The organism is Paraburkholderia sp. JPY419 (assembly GCF_050435705.1).
GTDB classification, from domain to species: domain Bacteria; phylum Pseudomonadota; class Gammaproteobacteria; order Burkholderiales; family Burkholderiaceae; genus Paraburkholderia; species Paraburkholderia youngii.
Genome location: NZ_JBNDKV010000001.1, coordinates 686,057 through 704,070, shown reverse-complemented (window position 1 = coordinate 704,070; position 18,014 = coordinate 686,057). Strand labels below are relative to the sequence as shown.

The 18,014-nt window shown below is 62.4% G+C and carries 11 protein-coding genes and 1 pseudogene; 3 read left to right on the top strand and 9 right to left on the bottom strand.

Going from position 1 to position 18,014, the window contains the following annotated elements; translation table 11 throughout:
- Positions 1-31 precede the first annotated feature (31 nt).
- The 6 genes from QFZ91_RS03270 to QFZ91_RS03245 all read right to left on the bottom strand — a co-directional run bounded on the left by QFZ91_RS03270 (position 32) and on the right by QFZ91_RS03245 (position 9,751).
- Positions 32-772: a PqiC family protein gene (locus tag QFZ91_RS03270; protein WP_429566227.1), complete on the bottom strand. Its 741-nt coding sequence runs from the start codon at positions 770-772 to the stop codon at positions 32-34.
- Complete coding sequence (locus tag QFZ91_RS03265; protein WP_429566226.1) at positions 769-2,364, bottom strand: intermembrane transport protein PqiB; 1,596 nt, start codon at positions 2,362-2,364, stop codon at positions 769-771. Before QFZ91_RS03265 ends, QFZ91_RS03270 begins: the two co-directional genes overlap by 4 nt.
- A complete protein-coding gene (locus tag QFZ91_RS03260; protein WP_429566641.1) occupies positions 2,336-3,757 on the bottom strand; it encodes a paraquat-inducible protein A in 1,422 nt (473 codons plus the stop codon). The genes QFZ91_RS03265 and QFZ91_RS03260 overlap by 29 nt, the downstream gene beginning before the upstream one ends.
- 164 nt (positions 3,758-3,921) lie before the next feature.
- Positions 3,922-5,403, bottom strand: a complete 1,482-nt coding sequence (locus QFZ91_RS03255) for an efflux transporter outer membrane subunit (protein ID WP_429566225.1) — start codon at positions 5,401-5,403, stop codon at positions 3,922-3,924.
- A gap of 2 nt (positions 5,404-5,405) precedes the next feature.
- A complete protein-coding gene (locus QFZ91_RS03250; RefSeq protein WP_368597811.1) occupies positions 5,406-8,579 on the bottom strand; it encodes an efflux RND transporter permease subunit in 3,174 nt (1,057 codons plus the stop codon).
- A complete protein-coding gene (locus QFZ91_RS03245; protein ID WP_429566224.1) occupies positions 8,576-9,751 on the bottom strand; it encodes an efflux RND transporter periplasmic adaptor subunit in 1,176 nt (391 codons plus the stop codon). The genes QFZ91_RS03250 and QFZ91_RS03245 overlap by 4 nt, the downstream gene beginning before the upstream one ends.
- Before the next feature lie 427 nt (positions 9,752-10,178).
- Between QFZ91_RS03245 and QFZ91_RS03240 the strand changes: the two genes are divergently transcribed.
- Positions 10,179-10,940, top strand: coding sequence for a TetR/AcrR family transcriptional regulator (locus QFZ91_RS03240; RefSeq protein ID WP_429566223.1), 762 nt, complete (start codon positions 10,179-10,181; stop codon positions 10,938-10,940).
- Positions 10,941-11,044: 104 nt separating this feature from the next.
- Here the strand turns inward: QFZ91_RS03240 and QFZ91_RS03235 are convergent, their stop codons facing one another.
- Positions 11,045-12,100 carry an AI-2E family transporter gene (locus tag QFZ91_RS03235; RefSeq protein ID WP_429566222.1) on the bottom strand — a complete coding sequence of 352 codons (1,056 nt, stop codon included), beginning with the start codon at positions 12,098-12,100 and terminating at the stop codon, positions 11,045-11,047.
- A 357-nt stretch (positions 12,101-12,457) separates the two neighbouring features.
- Positions 12,458-12,640 carry a hypothetical protein gene (locus QFZ91_RS03230; RefSeq protein WP_368597808.1) on the bottom strand — a complete coding sequence of 61 codons (183 nt, stop codon included), beginning with the start codon at positions 12,638-12,640 and terminating at the stop codon, positions 12,458-12,460.
- A gap of 1,031 nt (positions 12,641-13,671) precedes the next feature.
- Here QFZ91_RS03230 and QFZ91_RS03225 point away from each other — a divergent pair.
- Both QFZ91_RS03225 and QFZ91_RS03220 read left to right on the top strand, forming a co-directional pair.
- Positions 13,672-16,212, top strand: a complete 2,541-nt coding sequence (locus tag QFZ91_RS03225; RefSeq protein WP_429566221.1) for a DUF3772 domain-containing protein — start codon at positions 13,672-13,674, stop codon at positions 16,210-16,212.
- Positions 16,213-16,286: 74 nt separating this feature from the next.
- Positions 16,287-16,743, top strand: a pseudogene (locus tag QFZ91_RS03220) (substrate-binding domain-containing protein); the annotation flags it as partial.
- 394 nt (positions 16,744-17,137) lie between these two features.
- Here QFZ91_RS03220 and QFZ91_RS03215 read toward each other — a convergent pair.
- Positions 17,138-17,917, bottom strand: a complete 780-nt coding sequence (locus QFZ91_RS03215; RefSeq protein ID WP_368716405.1) for an SDR family NAD(P)-dependent oxidoreductase — start codon at positions 17,915-17,917, stop codon at positions 17,138-17,140.
- Positions 17,918-18,014 lie beyond the last annotated feature (97 nt).

Sequence of the window (18,014 nt, the reverse complement as noted above, 5' to 3'; positions counted from 1 at the left end):
TCCCTGTCCCGACTGGCGACGGGCTGCGAATTTATCCGCCGGAGCGCGGAGCCGCCGGCCTGTTTACCTCGGTTTGCGCCCCGCCTGAAAATGGCGGGCAGGACAGCGTTGTCATTCCCCTTCCGCCGCGCCCACCCGTAAGGCCAGACGGCCGATCCGCCGCGGTCGCCGCGAAGGCGCGCACGACCTCGGCTATCTGGTCAGCAATCGCACTGAGCGCACGACGATGCCCCTCGACGATGCCCTGGTATCCGCCAGACACGGGCTCCGTCACAGTGCTGTGGCAAGTCAGCGTCTGCAGGTCCGCAGACCCGCTCACACTCCACACGGCGTCAACCAGCACATGTGAACCGGGCCACGATTCGAAGCGCTGAACATCGACGCCAATCTGATAGACAGGAACCGCATCGCCACGACCAATCGCGCTGGCAGCGGATGCGGCGGCCTGTTGGCTCACGCGAGCCACGAGTGCATAGCGAATCTCGTCCGGAAGCGCCGACGACCATTGGTCGTCTTCAAGCACCTGCACCTGGGCCGCATTGACCTGCACCACAAGCTGGCTTCGGGCGACTGCGGCCGGCACTTTGACCGGGCGTACATCGATCCGCAAAGCGGGGCTTGTCACACTCTTCGCGACAGCCGGCTCTGCGTCCGTTCCGAGCGTATAGACGCGGGTCGCCGGTGATGCGCACGCCGTCACAACGGCCAGCCCGGCGAAAGAGACGAGTGTCCTCATCATGGTGCGGAACGAGCGGGATTGCCTCGCGATCATTGCTGGTCTCCTTTCTTGCCAAACAGCAGCGCCTGTGGATGCCGCTCCAGGTAGTCGGAGAGCGCATTGAGCGATTGCAGCGTGCGCGTGAGCTGCTGCATGGCGTCCTGAACGTCCGATTGCATCGGCGCAGTCTGCCGGAGTGTCGATTCGGCCGTCGCGAATGTCTTTTGCGCGGCGGCGAGCGTGTCGCGTGCCTGCGGCACGACCTCCGTGTCCATATGTCCGAACAGCTTGCTTGCGTTCGCCAGGGCACCGTCGAGGTTCGCGCCGATCCGGTCGAACGGCACCTGGTTCAGCTTCCTTGCGATGTCCGCAATCTGCACCTGCAGCTCGTCGAGCGTATTCGGCACGGTCGGCAGATTTAGCGGGTTGCTATGCACGTCCACCGTCGCGCGAGGCGCTTTCGGGAACATGTCCAGCGCGACATACAACTGTCCCGTCAGGAGATTGCCGGTCCGCAATTGCCCGCGCAGCCCTTCCGTCACCAGGTGTTGCAACAATTCGTGCCCGCCAGGCGTGTCCGGCGCCGGCAGCGCTTCGCTGGAGCGCCGGCTGAGCCGGTCGGGGTAAAGCGCCATCGCCACCTTCATGCTGAAGCTCTTGCGCTTTTCGTCGTACTCGATGCCGATCTGCGTCACCTGCCCCAGCGCGATCCCGCGAAGATCGACGGGTGCGCCAACCGACAGTCCGCGCAAAGACTGATCGAAACGCATGACCACGTTGAGCGGCTGGCCGTCGGGCTCGCGCATGGCGTCCGATTCATCCGCGGCGAGCCGGAACTCCGCCTTGTCTGCCGCCGGTGGGCCCGCGTCCTGCCCGGCCGGAGACTGGAACGCCAGCCCTCCGACGACGACAGTCGCGAGCGATTGCGTATTGAGCTTCAGCCCGTTGGAGTCAAGACGCAGATCGACGCCGCTTGCATGCCACCACCGCGTATTGGTACCGACGTACTGGTCGTACGGTGCATTCACGAAGACATTCACGATGACGCCCGCGCCGTGAGGATCGAGCGAGTAGCCGATCACCTGACCCGCCTGGATACGGTGGTAGAAGATGGGGGCGCCGATATCGATCGAGCCCAGCGAGTCGCCTCGCAGCGTGTACTGATGCCCAGGTTGTCCCGTGGTGACAATAGGCGGACTTTCAAGACCGAGGAAGGCGGTTTGCCGCTCGGTCGAGCGCCCGATGTCCACGCCGATGTAGGCGCCCGAAAGCAGCGTACTGAGGCCGGAGATGCCATTGGCGCCGACGCGCGGGCGTACCACCCAGAACCGCGTGCCTTGCGTGGCAAACTTCTCTGCGTCGTTGCTCAACTGGATACTCGCGATAACATGCCGCACATCCGCGGACAACGCAACGGCTTGCACGACACCGATTTCAACGTCCTTGTACTTGACCTTCGTCTTGCCCGCCTCGATGCCCTCGGCGTTATTGAAGGTGACCGTCACGACGGGTCCTTTTTCCGCAACGGATTTGACCACCAGAGCAACGCCGATCAATGCCGAGATCAAAGGCACTAACCAGATCAGGGATGGCAGCCAACGCTTGCGCGGCTTGATGTCAGGTCTGGATAGATTGGAAAGATGCATCGTCTTTTTCAGGAATTCGGTTTTTCAAGAGAGGAGCAGCTAGAGCTTCATCGTTCGCAGTTGAAGCGGCACGCGGCCCCGGACCCACGTTGTCCCAGATGAGCCGCGGATCGAACTGATGCGATGCAAGCATGGTCAGGATCACAACCGCTCCGAAAGCGAGGGCGGCCGGTCCAGCAGTAATGACGGCGAGCGAGCCGAAATGCACCAATGTGACCGTCAGTGCAACGACGAACACGTCGAGCATCGACCACCGGCCAATGCGCTCGACGAGCCGGTACAGGGTCGCTCTTTCACGAGCGCGCCAGCCCGAACCGCGCGAAGCGGCCACCGTGAGAAGCGTGAGAACAACGAGCTTGAGAACCGGCACGAGAACGCTGGCGATGAAGACGACGACAGCGAGCGGCCAGTCTCCCGAGGTCCAGAAATACGCCACGCCGCCAAGGATCGTGTCGTCTTCCGAGCCGCCCACGGATGACGCGTGCATGATCGGCAGCAGATTCGCCGGAATATAGGCAATCGCGGCGGCAAGAAGCAGACTGGCCGTCCGCGTGAGACTGTCGGGCCTGCGTTCGTGCAGCACATGCTGGCATCGGGAGCAGCGCTGGTGGACTTCCCGTTCAACGCGCGTCTGAACGAGTCCGCATGCGTGACAGCCGACAAGTCTGGCTCGCCGTGCCGTGATGGCGGTCGACGAACTGGCTTTGCGCGCCGCCGAGGGCCGCATGAACCGCTCTCGCCCGGTGCTCACCTTCGACCACCGAACTTCCGCCATTCGCGAGCGCCTGATTTCTTCACTGATCGCCCAAAGCCCGCTCGGGTCGAATGAAGCAACCACGCCCAGCATGACGGTCAGCGTGCCTAATGCGAACAACCCCGGTCCCGGGATCACTTGCGCGAGGCTGACCATCTTCACGATCGTCACCAGCACGCCGAGCATGAACACTTCAACCATGCCCCACGGCCGGACGATCTGCACGAGACGCACCATTGCATTGAAACGGGGTGGCCGTATACCCAACCGCAGCGGCACCAGCACGTAGAGCAATGCGAGCAATTCGATCAACGGAAAAAGTACCGCCGCGCACAACACCATCACCGCGACGACACGCATGTCGCCGAACCACAGCGAGCGCACGGCGCCAAACAGCGTCGCCTCGGATGTCATGCCGTTCGCGTGCATTTCGATGAGCGGGAAACTCTGCGCGATACAAAAAACGATCAACGCGGCGAGCGTCACAGCGCAAATCCAGTCGAGCGACAATGCGCAACCCGGTAGCGCTGCGAAGCCCGCACCGCATCGCGAGCAGGCCGCGCGGTGTCTTTTCGCGGCAGCGGGCTTGCGAAACAACAGGTCGCATTCGTGGCAGACAATCAGTCTTTGGTAATCCATACGAAAATAAAGCGGAAAACCGCGGGCATTCACACTCACAGCAGGCCCAGACCGCGCGTTGCGGCGCGGATCCAGCCGGCAATCGATGTGGGTCCAACGGCTATCGACGTGGCTCGAGCCACTGCTGAACGGCGAGGGCGGTCCCGCTGGATCGCCCTCGTGTGTCACGAGCGCCCGGTCTTTGCAGTCGATGCGGTCGCTTGCTGGGCGTCGGGCAGTTCTCCCATCGCCTGGAAAAGCGCCGCCGTATCGCCCATGCGCTGACCTGCGGCGCGTGCTGCTGCGATTTGCGCGTTCAGGTAGCGCGATTCGCTGGCGTGCGTTGCCGCCGAAGGCAGCGAGCCCATGCGGTGGCGCGACGCGGTGTCGTCGAATGCCGTGCGCGCGGCATCGGCGGCGGCTTCGCTCGACGCCAGAGTCTGTGCGTCGTTATCCAGCGCGGCTAGCGAATTCGCCACGTCCTCGAACGCAGACAGCACGGTCGCCTTGTAGTGCAGCACGGCGGCGTCGTACGCATCGATCGACGCGCGGCGTTGCGCGAACAGCGCGCCGCCATGGAAGATCGGCTGCGAAAGGCTCGCTCCGATGGCCCACAGCCCGCCCGCACCCGAAACGACTGCCGGCCAGCTGAAGCCGCCGCGCCCCATCGCGCCCGTCAGCGACAGGCTCGGGAAGAGTTGCGCCGTTGCCTCGCCCACGTCGGCGGCTGCGGCCTTGACGGCCGCGTCGGCTGCCTGGATGTCCGGGCGCGAGCGCAACAGGTCCGAAGGCACGGCTACGGGCACGCGCTCAGGCAGCGACAGGCTGTCCAGATCCGGCACGCTCGGGGCATTGTCCGGTGTACGGCCAATCAGCACCGCGAGTGCATGAACCGCGGTCGCGCGTTGCTGACGCAGTGCGGGCAAGCTCGCCGCGATGGAGGCCGCGTCCTGTTTCGACTCGAACGCCTGGGCTCGCGAAACCGAGCCGAGCGCGTAGCGCTGCGCATCGTCGTTCGCCGCATCGTTCGATACGGCGGCGAGCCGCTCGGTGAGTGCAATCTCCCGGTCGAGGGCCGCCACGTTGATCGTGGCTGCCACGATGTTTGCCGCGAGCGCACGGCGCGACGCTTCCAGCTCGAACGCCTGCACATTCACACGGGCCGCGCTCGCGGAGTTCGCATAGCGCGTCTGGCCGAACAGGTCGAACGTGTAATGCGCTTGCAGCTGCCCGGCAAAGAAGTTGTATTGCACCTGCTCGGGCAGGCCAAGCTGGGGCGCGACCGGTGAACGGGCGCGCTGCACCTGCGCCGCGCCGTCGATCGATGGCAGCGTCGATGAGCCGATCTGCGCGCGCAATTGCTCCTGCGCCGCTGCGAGCGTACGCTGCGTTGCCGCAAGCGTCGGGCTGTTGCGCAGTCCTTCGTCGACGAGTGCGTCCAGCGCGGCACAGTGGTAGAGCCGCCACCACTGCGGCCCCGGCGTGGCGCCGACATCGAAGGTCTGCGCAACGCCGCCCGCTGCCACCGTCTTCGCAGGCTGCGCCTGCGCACCGTAATGCTCGGGAGACGGCATCGCCGGCGGCTCGCCGCTGGGCCCGAACGAACACGCCGTCATGGCGAACGCCGCGGCCGCCGCAAACACGGATACCTTGTAAGTAAAACTCATGATCAAACCTCCGTATGCTCGACGACGACCGGTTGCTCGCCGCGCTCGTCACGACGGACCCTGAAGCAGGTCGCGTAGAGTGCCGGCAGGAAGAACACGGTCAACAATGTGGCGACGGTGATGCCGCCCATCAGCGCAGTCGCCATCGGCCCGAAAAAGCCCGAGCGCAGCAGCGGAATCAGCGCGAGCACGGCGGCGGCGGCCGTCAGCATGATCGGCCTGAAACGTCGCACCGTTGCGCCGATGATGGCGTCGAAGCGCGGGTGCCCCGCCGCGATGTCCTGATCGATCTGGTCGACGAGAATCACGGAGTTGCGCATGATGATGCCGAACATCGCGATCACGCCCAGCAGCGCGACGAAGCCGAACGGCTTGCCGAACAGCAGCAGCGCTGTCACGACGCCGATGAGACCCAGCGGCGCGGTCAGCACGACGATGAAGGTGCGCGCGAAGTTCTTCAGCTGGATCATCAGCAGCGTCAGCACCGCAATGATCATCAGCGGCATTTCCGCATTGATCGACGTCTGGCCCTTCACGCTCTCCTCGACCGCCCCGCCCACCTCGATCCGGTAGCCCACGGGGAGCTTTGCGCGCACAGCCGTGAGTGCGTTCTCGATGTCGTGCGTCACGTCGATGCCCTGGGCGTCGCCGCGCACGTCGGCCTGCACGGTGATGGTTGGCTGGCGGTCACGCTCCCAGATCACGCCATATTCGAGCGTGTCGCGCACGTGTCCGAGCGAGCCGAGCGGAACCGGGCCGTTCGGTGTCGGAATCGCAAGGCTCGTGAGCTTGGCGGGATCGACGCGCTCGCTCTTCGGCGCTCGCAGATCGACGTTGATCAGCTTGTCGCGCTCGCGGTACTGCGTGACGGTGTAGCCGGACAGCGTCATGGCCAGGAAGCTCGAAACGTCTGCTGACGTGACGCCAAGCTGGCGCGCGCGGTTCTGGTCGATCTCGAACGAAATCGAGCGTTCGGCCGGCTCGTCCCAATCGAACTGGACGTTGCGCGTGCGCGAATCGGCGCGGACCTTTTCCGCGACCGTATCCGCGATCGATCGCACCGTCGCGATGTCGTCACCGCTCACGCGGAACTTGATCGGGAAGCCCACGGGCGGACCGTTTTCGAGCCGTGCGACACGTGTGCGAGCACCGGAAAAGTCCTTCTCCAGTTTCGCGTCGAGCCAGCGCATCAGTTCCTCGCGTGTTTCGACGTCTTTGGCCGTGATCACGAACTGCGCGAAGTTGGGCTGCTGGAGCTGCTGGTCGAGCGGGAGATAAAAGCGCGGGGCACCCGTGCCGACGAAGTCGACGTAGTGGTCGATTCCGGCCTTGCCATCGAGAACCTTCTCGAGGCGCTTCGATTCACGCAGCGTCGCCTCGAACGAAGCGCCTTCAGGCAGCCTCAAGTCGACCAGCAATTCAGGACGCTCGGAGTTCGGGAAGAACTGCTGCGGCACGCGCGTGAACGCAACCATGGCGAGCGCGAACAGGCCGCAGGTGACGCCGAGCACGATCCAGCGCCGCTCGATGCACCACGTGACCCAGCCCGACAGGCGTCGGTAGAAGCCGGTGTTGTAGACGGCGTGCTCATGGTCGTGCCCGGCGCCGGCGTGAGCCTTGCGCTCGGGCAGCATATGAAAGCCGAGCAGCGGCACCAGCACGACCGCCGCGAACCACGAGACGATCAGCGCGATGGCCGACACCTCGAAGATGGAGCGGGTGTACTCACCCGTGCTCGATTTCGCCAGCGCGATCGGCAAAAAGCCCGAGACCGTCACGAGGGTGCCGGTCAGCATCGGAAATGCGGTACTCGAATACGCAAACGCCGCCGCGCGCATGCGGCTCCAGCCCTGCTCCAGCTTCACCGCCATCATTTCGACGGCAATGATCGCGTCATCGACCAGCAGCCCGAGCGCGAGCACGAGCGTGCCAAGCGAAACCTTGTCCAACCCGATACCGAAGGTATGCATGCACAGCGCGGTCACGGCAAGCACGATCGGGATCGTGATCACCACCACCATGCCCGTGCGCAGACCGAGCGAAACGAGGCTCACGACCAGCACGATCGCGACGGCTTCTCCGACCGAACGCACGAATTCGTCCACGGAGTGCTTGACCGCGTGCGGCATGCTCGAAACCGGCACGAGCTTCAGACCCGCCGGCAGCGTTGCCTGCAGTTCGGCAGTCTTCGCGTCGAGCGCGCGACCGAGGTCGATGACGTCGCCGCCCTTTTGCATCGTCACACCAATGCCGAGCACCGCCTGGTCGCCGACGCGCATCTGCGTGACGGGCGGATCGTCGTAACCGCGCCTGATCGTCGCAATGTCGCCGAGGCGGAAGGAGCGCTTGTTGACGGTGATCAGCGTATCCGCAAGCGCGCGCTCGTCCTTGAACGCGCCGCTCGGACGCACGAATACGCGGTCGTCCGCCGTGGTGATCGTGCCGACAGGCGCGACGGCATTCTGCGCGTCGATCGCCTGAGCAAGCTGCTGCGGCGTGATCGAAAGACGCGTCAGTTGCGCGTTCGAAATCTCGACGAAGATGTGCTGATCGGGGTCGCCGAAGTAGTCGACCTTCGCAACGCCGGGCACCCGCAACAGCACCGTGCGCAGCTTGTCCGCATAGTCGTGCAGTTGCGCCGGTGAGAAGCCGTCGCCTTCGAGCGCATAGATGTTGGTATAGACGTCGCCGAATTCGTCGTTGAAGAACGGTCCGACCGTCCCCTTCGGAAGCGTCGCCTGGATGTCGCCGACTTTCTTGCGAACCTGGTACCAGGTCTCTGGCACCTCCTTGACCGGCGCCGAGTCCTTCATTGCGAAGAAGATCATCGACTCGCCGGGCCGCGAGTAGCTCTTGATGTTGTCGACATATGGCGCCGCCTGCAACTGGCGGCCGATGCGGTCGGTGATCTGCTCCTGCACTTCGCGGGCGGTCGCGCCAGGCCAGTACGTCTTGATCACCATCGTGCGAAACGTGAAGGGCGGATCTTCCGATTGCGCGAGGTGCGTGTAGCCGATCACGCCGAACAGCGTGGCGAGCCCGATCAGAAAGATCACGAGCTGCTGGTGCGTCAGCGCCCACGCGGAGAGGTTGAAGCCCGTACCGCTCGCGCGTTCCTCGCCAGAAGCATTCGCCGGCGCCCGTTCGACCGAAGTCTCGTTGTCGCGCGCGTTCATACCGAGCCCTCCTGATGCAGCGGAGGCACCACTTGAACTTGCTGCCCGGAGCTCACGGCATGCACCCCCTGGAGGATCACCCGATCGCCATCGTGCAGCCCCGCACTGAGCGAAACCGTGCGCTCGTCATACCGCTGAATCGTGACGGGGCGCAACTCGAGCGTGTCGCTGCCTTTACGCACGACCCACACGGCCGGGTTATCACCCTTGTGAAAGAGCGCCGTCACCGGGAGCGTAAAGACCTGGCCGGCACCGAGATCGTCGGCTGAGCTGAATGCCACATTCGCGGTCATGCCAAGACGCACGTCGGGACCCGGCGCAGTCAGCGTGAGCTTCACGCGCCACGTGCGGCTTTCGGGGTCGGCCGCCGCCGACACCTCGCGCACCTGCGCTTCAAACGTCTTGCCGGGCAGCGCTGGCAAGGTGACGCGCGCCTTGCTGCCGACGGCCAGGGAGCTCACGGTCCTTTCGGGAGCGTCGCAAACGATATCGATGTCGCCGGTCCAGTCGAGGTGATACACAGCCTGCGTTGCCTGAACGTTTTGGCCGGTATCCGCATCCTCCGATGTGATGACACCGTCGTGGTCCGCGGTCAGCGTCGCGTAGCGCAGGTGATCCGTCGCGAGCGCCATCTGCGCGAGAGCGGAAGTGCGCTGTGCGAGCGCGGAAGCGTAGGCATCCTGAGTTTGCTCAAGCTGAGAGGGCGCGATCAGGTTTGCGCGCGCCTGCGCCTCATCGCGGTCGAGCTGCTGCTTCGCGAAGACAAGGCGATGCTCAGCCGCATCGAGTTGCGCGCGCGCATTGACGAGGTTGTTCTGCAGATCCGTCGGGTCTAGCAGTGCAACGGTCTGTCCCGCCTTGACCGTATCGCCGATATGTACTCGGCGCTCGATGACCTTGCCTCCCACCCGGAACGACAGAGGCGTGGAATAGCGCGCCTGCACTTGTGCGGGCAACGAGGAGCTATCGACGCGCTCATCCGGGTGAACCGCAAGCGCAACGACGGGCTTAACCTCGGCGACCACCGGGTCGCGCTGGTGGCATGCGCCAAGGACGATGGCGCTGCACGCTGCAAGGACGATAGTTGCCTTGCGTGTGGATGGAAAGAAGCAAGGTAACAGGGAGCGCACTCGTTTCAGCGCGACAAGACCGGAATGTTTCACGATGTTCACACAAGGCAGGTGATGAAGTCAGGTGGAAAAGTCGTCCGCGCCGATGGCCAGCACGCGCCTGCGGGACGTGCGTTGCCAGTAACGCGAAAACAAAGCCATTGATGCGGAATTGATCCTCTTTGATGACCCGATGGAACGGCGGCACAAGTTCCTTGACAGACCATCGCATCGGGTAAGCAACACGTGCCTCCGAGCGGGTCTGCGCCATTTGACAGGCACATTCGCTGATGCACGCGCTCGTCTGCACGATGTGTGCGGACTTGGGCGCGGGGCAACTAGTAGCGCCCCGGAGACTTGTTCGCCGCTCCCCGGTTCCGCCGTTTTCCCGCTTCCGCCGTCGCACAGGTGACATTAAATCCATTTCTGATTATATTGTCAACTATGAGATTTAAATCTACAATCTGCTGCAAACAGAGGAGGAGTTGACATGCCCAACGTTCCGAGTTCGCGCACGAACCGTCGGCAACCAAAAAAGGAATCGAATCTATCCAATTCCGGCCGCGAACCCATCGGAGCACGATCGCCGCGCGTGGCCCGGCGCAAGCTCGAAACGCGGCTTCGTCTGCTCGATGCTGCGTTCGAACTGGTGGCGCAGAAGGGGATGGACGGCGTCACGATCACCGAGATCACGAACGCCGCCGACGTGGGATTCGGGTCCTTTTACAACTACTTCGACTCAAAGGAAGGGATCTTCGCGGAGCTTGTCGAATGGCTGTTCGAGGAATTCGCCGGTACGCTCGATCGCCTGGCCGCGGGATTGCCGGACCCAGCGGAAGCGGTTGCAGTGTCGGTGCGTCATACGCTTCTACGCGCGTATCGGGAGCCCGTTTGGGGGCAACTCCTGATACGCGAAGGGCTGTCAACGCGCGTACTGAGCAGGGGACTGGGTCAGCGGCTGCTGCGGGATACGAAGAGAGGGATCTCGGAACGGCGCTTCATGGTCGCGGACGAACTGATGTGTGTGTTTTCCGTGATCGGCACTGTTGTCGCTGGGGTAGCAGCTGAGCTTCACTTCTCCGGATTTTCAAACCGGGCGGTTCGCGCACGAAAGACCCTTCGATCCAGGCACGAAAAGTTCGCCGAGAGCACGGCGGCCACGGTGCTGCAGGCGTTCGGCATCAAGCGCGCGGAAGCAGAAAAGATTGCTCGCCGTCCACTTCCTGCACCCACTCGAGCGGCGCCCATCTGAAGCGACAGGCGGTTTCAGGCTCGGCGCCACATGCCTTCGCACGCAAGCGAGCATCATCCGCTGTTTGCTGGCGCAGTGCGCAACTACTGCTGGTCTAAAAACGATCAGTCATGGTAAAGCGCACTTGCCAGATAGCCCCGCCGTAGTTCCCGCAACGCTGAAACAACGACGGCACTCACGGGCAGCGCTAGCAGCACGCCGAAGAATCCGAACAGTTGCCCAAACGCCAGCAACGAGAAAATAACCGCCAACGGATGCAGGCCAATGCGCTCGCCAACGAGCCTCGGTGTCAGAACGACACTCTCGAGGACCTGTCCGATTGCATATATGACGGCCACCGCTGCGAAGCCGTACCAGTTCCCGAATTGCAGAAACGCGGCGAGCAGCGCAAGGACCAGCGCGGTCGAGAAGCCGATATACGGCACGAATACAGCAAGTGCAGTGAGAAGGCCGACAGGCAGAGCAATGTCCAACCCGGCGATCGCCAGCGCTGCGGGGTAAAACACCGCAAGTATCACGACGACGAGCAGTTGCCCACGGAGATATTGCGCCAGCATCTGGTCGATCTCGGCAACGAAGTGGCGAGTTTTTCCGAGCCAGCGCCGCGGCACAAAACTCTCCATGCGCTCGAGCGCCTCGTGCCTGTCGTAGAGAAGATAGAAAAGAACAACCGGCACCAGCACCGCATTGCCCACGAGGCTGAACATCACATTGCCGCTCGTGCGCAAGTACTGCCAGACAGCGAGGACAGCGCCGTGTTCGCCTGAAGTCAGTCGCGCTGCCAATGCGTCGCGAACATGCGCCAGATCGAGCGAATGGTCGATCCCCAGGAAAGCCAGCCGAGGTTTCAGCGCAGCGTCCAGTTTGGCCGCCAACGAAGGCAGCTCTTTTGCGAGTTCGGGCCCTTCTCTCTGGATGACCGCGAATACCAGCAAAACAAGCAGCAGAACAAGCGACGCGAACAGGGAAATCATGACAAACGCCGCGAGACCGCGGGGTGCGCGACGCCGTACGAGCCACTCCACGCCTGGCTGCAAAACGTACGCGATCATGGCACCGAGTAAAAACGGCGTCAGGACGGGACGCAGGACCCATAACAGGATGCCAGCCGCTAGGGCAACGGCTCCCCAGAACAATGATTGGCGATGGTAGACAGTCATACGTAAGACCTTTCCGCGTTAAAGCTCAGTTCGGCAGGCGAGCGGCGCTGCACAATTCGCCTGGCTCGCATGCGCTGCCCTTATCCTGCCGTCATCGCCGCACATTTTGCCGTCCCCGCGTGGGGACAGTGGCGACACACCTGCAATCCGCATAGGTGATATTATCATCATTATTGGATAAATCGTCAATCATGAGCTGATCGGCCCTGTTCCGGGACATGCGGAGTACCTGACAACAGCGATAACCGCATTGGCATCGACCATTAACGGCAGGAGCAGTGCGGCAAGCGATCTGTTCATTGACACCTCCCCGGAGCGTTGCATGTGTTCTCGGGCAGCCACGCGGGCCACTGAAGTTCAGTGCATCTGCCCGCTATTCAGTGCGAGCAGGCGTTCCAGCTCCAGCAGGGCCTCGCCAAGCAGGTCGATGGCGCCGTTGGGCGTGGACGCCGTCGCTGCACTGCGAAGCGCGGCCTGCACGATCTGGTGAGCGCTTTCTGGTCTTTCTTTACCGATCCTCGCGATGAATGGCTTTTCCATAAGTAGTCCTTCCCTCGACAATAAGAATCCGGCACCTGATGGATGAGGTGACGGCGGCGGGAAGTATATGTGCCGTAGACCTTGGAGGAACGCTCGCAATTGTGTGTTTCCATCTTGCCAACGAAGGAGGCGATGGGCGTCCGTGGGAGCTCGCAAGGTTGCGCCCGGCGGAACTGTTCGTTGCCGTGCAGTTGCTTGTGAGTGGTTAGCGATTCGATAGACTCTCGCTCAACGAACTGGCGGCTTGCTGCCCCAGGACGTTATTTCAGAAATCCGCGTCCTCTTATCTCCGACGCGCTAGTGGAGAGACCATCATCGTGAAGGCAAGAAAGTTCATCCCGGGCACCGTTCTCGCGTCTGCGCTAACCGTACCGGCTGTCTCATTCGCACACAGCACCAGCTCGCCAATGAGCGAGCTAGTGCACGCCCCGGTTCGGCCGCAGGGTGCAAGCTACCTGGACAGAACAACCGCCGCCGCAGCCTACCCAATGGACTTTGCGTGCGCCAAGGCGCGGATGCAAGCCCAACAACAGGCGTTTGAACAATATGGTGGCGTGAGAAGCTCGTCCGCAAAGCAATCGTCAGTCCAACCCGTTTCCGGCAGCGGCGTAATATCGGATATTTGAAGTTAGCGGCGAAAAAGTTCAGGTGGGCGGTTTTTTTCAGGGCGGCAAAGTTAACGCAACAGCCCCTCGCTTCCGCAATTCCCCCAATAAAACTGATCGAAGCTGCTCGCGGCCCCGAAGTCCTGCGCGAATGCGCACGACACTTGCGGCCGGTATGGATGTTTGTACTGCAGTGCACTCTTTTGCCGACCGCCCCACGATCTGTTACCGCGCGTTGCGTCAACGGGCGCTTGTCGCGAACTCGCTACAATTATGGTTCATATATCACTGATGATATACTAATCACTTTAGACATCGGACAGCGAACGTCTCCTGCGCTACCGGCATGGGCACATCGGTGGATGGCACCTGCTGCGCCATGAGGCAGGCAATGATGTTTTGCGCGTCTCCTTCCCTGCCCGAGCCATGCGACAAGTACTTCTGGTCACTTTCCGCCTCATCGTTCTTGCGTTGTGGGCCCTCGTCCCGGCCGTTGCATGCTCGGCGGGCGGTCCGTCTGCCGGGGCTGACCGCGGGTACGTCGCGCCCATCGCTGGTGTGGGTTCTGAGGCGGCGGAAGCACTCAATGCGCTTCAGGCCAGGGAAGACGCGGTCAGGCAGCGAGCGTCGAGGGCAACCGGTGATGCAGAACTGATCAAACTGGACTTGCTGAGCCGGCGCATGGTCGACGACGTCGACACATTGGTCGCAACCTCGCTGCAGCCCGAGCTCGAACGGACACACGCGCAGCTCGATTTGCTCGGCGCGGCACCCATCGCCGGTGCAAGGCCGGAAACACCCGCCGTCGCCCAGCAACGCGACGCCCTCACGGCGCAGCAGGCGCGGCTTGGTGCGCAGCTCAGGCAGGCGCGAAGCATTAAGGGCGATCTGGTCAACGTCGATGCACAGATCGGACGATTGCTCCACGAACATCTGAAAGACCAACTGGCGCTCCGCACCGACAGCATTCTGAGCACTGCGTTCTGGGTACCCATGGTTCACCCGGAAGCGGCTGACTATCAGAGTCTGCGAGCGTTTGGAAAGCAGGTCGAAAAGCAGATGCAATCGATGTGGCAACCGGGACGCTTCCTCGCCACCACGATCCTTTTGCTGGCCGCGGTAGCCTGCGCAACAGTCGGTGCCGGCCTTCTTGAGCGAACGCTAGGATGGGTTTGCGTTCGCCGTCTGCCGGAAGGACGGCTGCGCCGCAGTGCTTTCGCGATATCGACCGTACTTGCGACGCTTGCGACCACGGTGGTTGCAATACACCTGGTCGGCGTGGCCATTGGCGGTCGACAAAGCTTGTCGCCCGCCCTGCAGACCTTCACTGACGAGCTTGTCAAGCACATCGTCAATTGTGCGTTGATCCTCGCACTTGGCAGGGCGTTCCTGTGTACAGAGCATCCTACCTGGCGCCTGCCTGCTATCGCTGATCCTGTGGCGCAGGCGCTCAGATCTTTTCCACGGACATTGGCCGCGCTCCTGCTATTTTCAGGGGCGATAGAGCAGATCAACAGAGCGGTGGACACCAGCCTTCAAATCACGATTTTCACTCGCGGTCTGGTCGCGTTGATCGTCGCGTTGGCCATCGGCGCTTCGTTGCTTCATGCGAACCGGGTACGTACCGCTCCGGCCGCAGCCGGAAATTCACCGGAAGGTCGGTCAACAGTTGCGGGTCTGATTCACGCCGCTGTCTGCGTTGTCGTAGTGGGCGCCCTGGCTGCATTGGTCTTCGGATACATTTCCGTTGCGCGTTTCCTGACCTACGAACTCGTGTGGTTCTATATCGTTCTGTGCAGTCTCTATTTTCTGGTGATGCTTACGCGCGATGTATGCGAAAGCATCTTTTCGCCGACGCATGCAAGCGGTAATGCGATCAAGCATCTGTTTGGCCTCGAAAACGCCCATCTCGCGCAGATTTCGACAGTGCTTACCGGGGTTTTGCGAAGCGCGCTCATCGTCGCCGCAGTCGTTGCGCTGCTCACAGGCGGCCTCGGAACGACGCCCGCGGACCTGATCGACAGCATTCTCGAGGTGCTGGGCGGTGACCGGCTGCGTGCGCTCAATATCGTCCCCGCTCACATCTTTAGCGCCGTGCTTACGGCCGGCGTCGGAATATATCTGGTGCGGTCCGTGCGCAAATGGTTAGACAGGGAGTTGCTGCCTAAGACGGAAATGAGTCCCGGAATGCGGGCGTCGCTGCTCACATTGTTTGCGAACATCGGTTACGTGCTCGTCATGCTGCAGTCGTTGTCGGTGCTAGGCGTCAGATGGCACAACCTTGCGTGGATAGTCAGTGCGTTGTCGGTGGGAATCGGATTCGGCCTTCAGGAAATCGTAAAGAATTTTATCTCTGGACTCATCTTGCTCGCGGAGCGGCCGGTGAAGGTGGGCGACATGATCAGTATCGCCGGCATCGAGGGAGACATACGGCGCATTAGCGTGCGTGCCACCCAGATCCAGCTTGCGGACAAGTCGACTGTGATCGTGCCGAACTCACAGCTCATCTCGCAGAACGTGCGCAACGTCACGATGGGAAACACCACACAGGGTATCGCCTCCCTGGTGCTCACGTTCGCCCTCGACGTCGACCCGGAGCAAGTCCGCGACATTCTTCTCGATGCTTACAGGGATCATCCTTCGGTTCTGGCACATCCGGCGCCATCCGTCATGTTCAGTCAGTTGACGCCCGAAGGCATTACGCTCACCGTTACGGGGCATGTGAGGAGCCCCAGGATCGCTGCCGACACCAAAAGCGAACTCCTGTTCGCCATCCTCAAGCGGCTCCGAGGCGCGGACATCCCTTTGTCGAACCCACGAACGGTTTTGATCCATGCACCGCGCGGTTGCCTCCCCAATGGGCTTGGGGCGGCTGCGGGTGGACCACACCATAGCAGTTCTTCGTCAGCCGGCACAACGAGCGTATCGGCGAACACGCGAAATATTGCGAGCAGCGTCGAGGCGTAGCGCAGGTCTTGCGAGGATTGTCAGTCGACCGGCCTGCACAAAGCCATCAGCGCCAGTAAACGCCCTGCGCAGGCGGGCTGAAGATCGTCGGCTCGGTCCACGGCGACTGGACGCAGACGGTCGCGCAAAAGCAGGTCGCGGGCATTCTGCCGACTTTGCGCAGATCGACGGCGTCGTGACGCAAGGCGGCGACGGCTTCGGCGCCGCGCAGGCGATCAAGACGGCGGGACGGCCGACGCCGATCATCATCCTCGGCAACCGTCAGGAAGAACTCGCGTGGTGGGCCGATCAGAAGAAGAGCGGCTGCGAGACGATGTCGGTGACCATTCCGCCCGGCGCGTCGACGTTCGCGTTTCAGGTGACGCATCTGTTCTGGCCGGCAAGAAGGTGCCGCACGATATCCGGATGCCGGTGCTCGAAGTGAAGCCGGAAGAACTCGATGCGGTGCGCGGGAAGACGCCGGCCGGTGCGCTGGCGAACAAGGAGTACACGCGCGACGAGGTGGTTGCCGTGGTTGATGGGAAGAAGTGAGCTGACGGCGCCTCGAGCACCCACGCGGCCACCACGGACGACGCCCGGATTGTAGGAGCCGCACCGGTGTCTTTGACCGCTAGCGGCTATACGAACGTCGTTTTCAGCAACGCTTCGGCCGCGCGACGGCGCGGCTGAAGCGTTTGCTGGCCGAGCGATTCGTTGGAGACCCAACCTATGGCTGGATCGCTCTCGGCAAGCAGCGGGTCGCCCACGGCGCTACAGTTTCACAGCTTCGCCGTTCAGCCCCGCTGACGCACGCGCTGTGGTCATGGCGGTGCGCACATATGGGGGCGTCGTCTTGACGAATGGGCGTGGCGATCCCCGTCATGCATAAATGTACTGAGCATTGACTTGGCACCCGCCTCGAGCTGCCGACGCTAGCGACGGCGAGTCAGATTTGAATGCCACCCGCCACTTCTATGCGTTGCGCGTTTACCCAACCAAAGTCATCCGACAAAAGACCGGCAATCACTGGACCCACATCCGACGGCAGTCCGGCTCGGCCAAGAGCGGTATGGTCGGCGACGGTCTTGTTGACCTGCGGATTGTCTCGCACGATGCCACCACTAAAGTCCGTCGCGATTGCGCCTGGCGCGACGACGTTGACCGCGATCCGGCGCGGCGCGAGCTCAAGGGCCATATAGCGCGTCAGCGCTTCAACGGCTGCCTTCATCGGCCCGTAGATCGCCCGCCCCGGAAACGCGAAACGTGCCAGCCCCGAGGAAATGTTCACAATACGTCCGCCGTCGTTGATGAGCGGCAACAGCTTTTGCGTCAACAGGAACGGCCCCTTGAAATGCACCGCGAACTGAGCGTCAAGCTCCGCTTCGGTGCCCGCTGCGAACGTCGCCGCTGACGACGTCCCTGCATTGTTCACCAGGTAATCGAAGTGTTGCGCGCCCAACTGCCCGAGTGCCTCTCGCAGACGTGTGACGAAATCATCAAATGCGCTTGCATCACCCACGTTCAACTGGAGGGCAAGCGCCTGTCCGCCCGTTTCGGCAGCCATCGCACAGACCTTTTCCGCCTCGACTCGATTCGAGTGATAGGTGAAGACCGAGCGGACTCCACGAGTCGCGAGGCGCAGAACTGTGTCGCGGCCTATCCCGCGACTGCCTCCGGTGACGACCGCGATTCTCGAAGTCGGGTGACGACCATTGTTTGTTGCCATTTGGCACCTGGCGGGAAGTTTGAAAACCTCAATTCTCCCGGCAGAGCCACCAGCAGTTAATACCGGAAGCTACCCAAATCTTGCCTGATCCTGCTGC

Excerpts from the sequence above, each read along its gene's own strand:
- QFZ91_RS03255 (WP_429566225.1), bottom strand. The coding sequence starts at position 5,403 with ATGAGTTTTACTTACAAGGTATCCGTGTTTGCGGCGGCCGCGGCGTTC.
- QFZ91_RS03265 (WP_429566226.1), bottom strand. The coding sequence starts at position 2,364 with ATGCATCTTTCCAATCTATCCAGACCTGACATCAAGCCGCGCAAGCGT.
- QFZ91_RS03235 (WP_429566222.1), bottom strand. The coding sequence starts at position 12,100 with ATGACTGTCTACCATCGCCAATCATTGTTCTGGGGAGCCGTTGCCCTA.
- QFZ91_RS03250 (WP_368597811.1), bottom strand. The coding sequence starts at position 8,579 with ATGAACGCGCGCGACAACGAGACTTCGGTCGAACGGGCGCCGGCGAAT.
- QFZ91_RS03215 (WP_368716405.1), bottom strand. The coding sequence starts at position 17,917 with ATGGCAACAAACAATGGTCGTCACCCGACTTCGAGAATCGCGGTCGTC.
- QFZ91_RS03270 (WP_429566227.1), bottom strand. The coding sequence starts at position 772 with ATGATCGCGAGGCAATCCCGCTCGTTCCGCACCATGATGAGGACACTC.
- QFZ91_RS03230 (WP_368597808.1), bottom strand. The coding sequence starts at position 12,640 with ATGGAAAAGCCATTCATCGCGAGGATCGGTAAAGAAAGACCAGAAAGC.
- QFZ91_RS03225 (WP_429566221.1), top strand. The coding sequence starts at position 13,672 with ATGCGACAAGTACTTCTGGTCACTTTCCGCCTCATCGTTCTTGCGTTG.
- QFZ91_RS03240 (WP_429566223.1), top strand. The coding sequence starts at position 10,179 with ATGCCCAACGTTCCGAGTTCGCGCACGAACCGTCGGCAACCAAAAAAG.
- QFZ91_RS03260 (WP_429566641.1), bottom strand. The coding sequence starts at position 3,757 with ATGGATTACCAAAGACTGATTGTCTGCCACGAATGCGACCTGTTGTTT.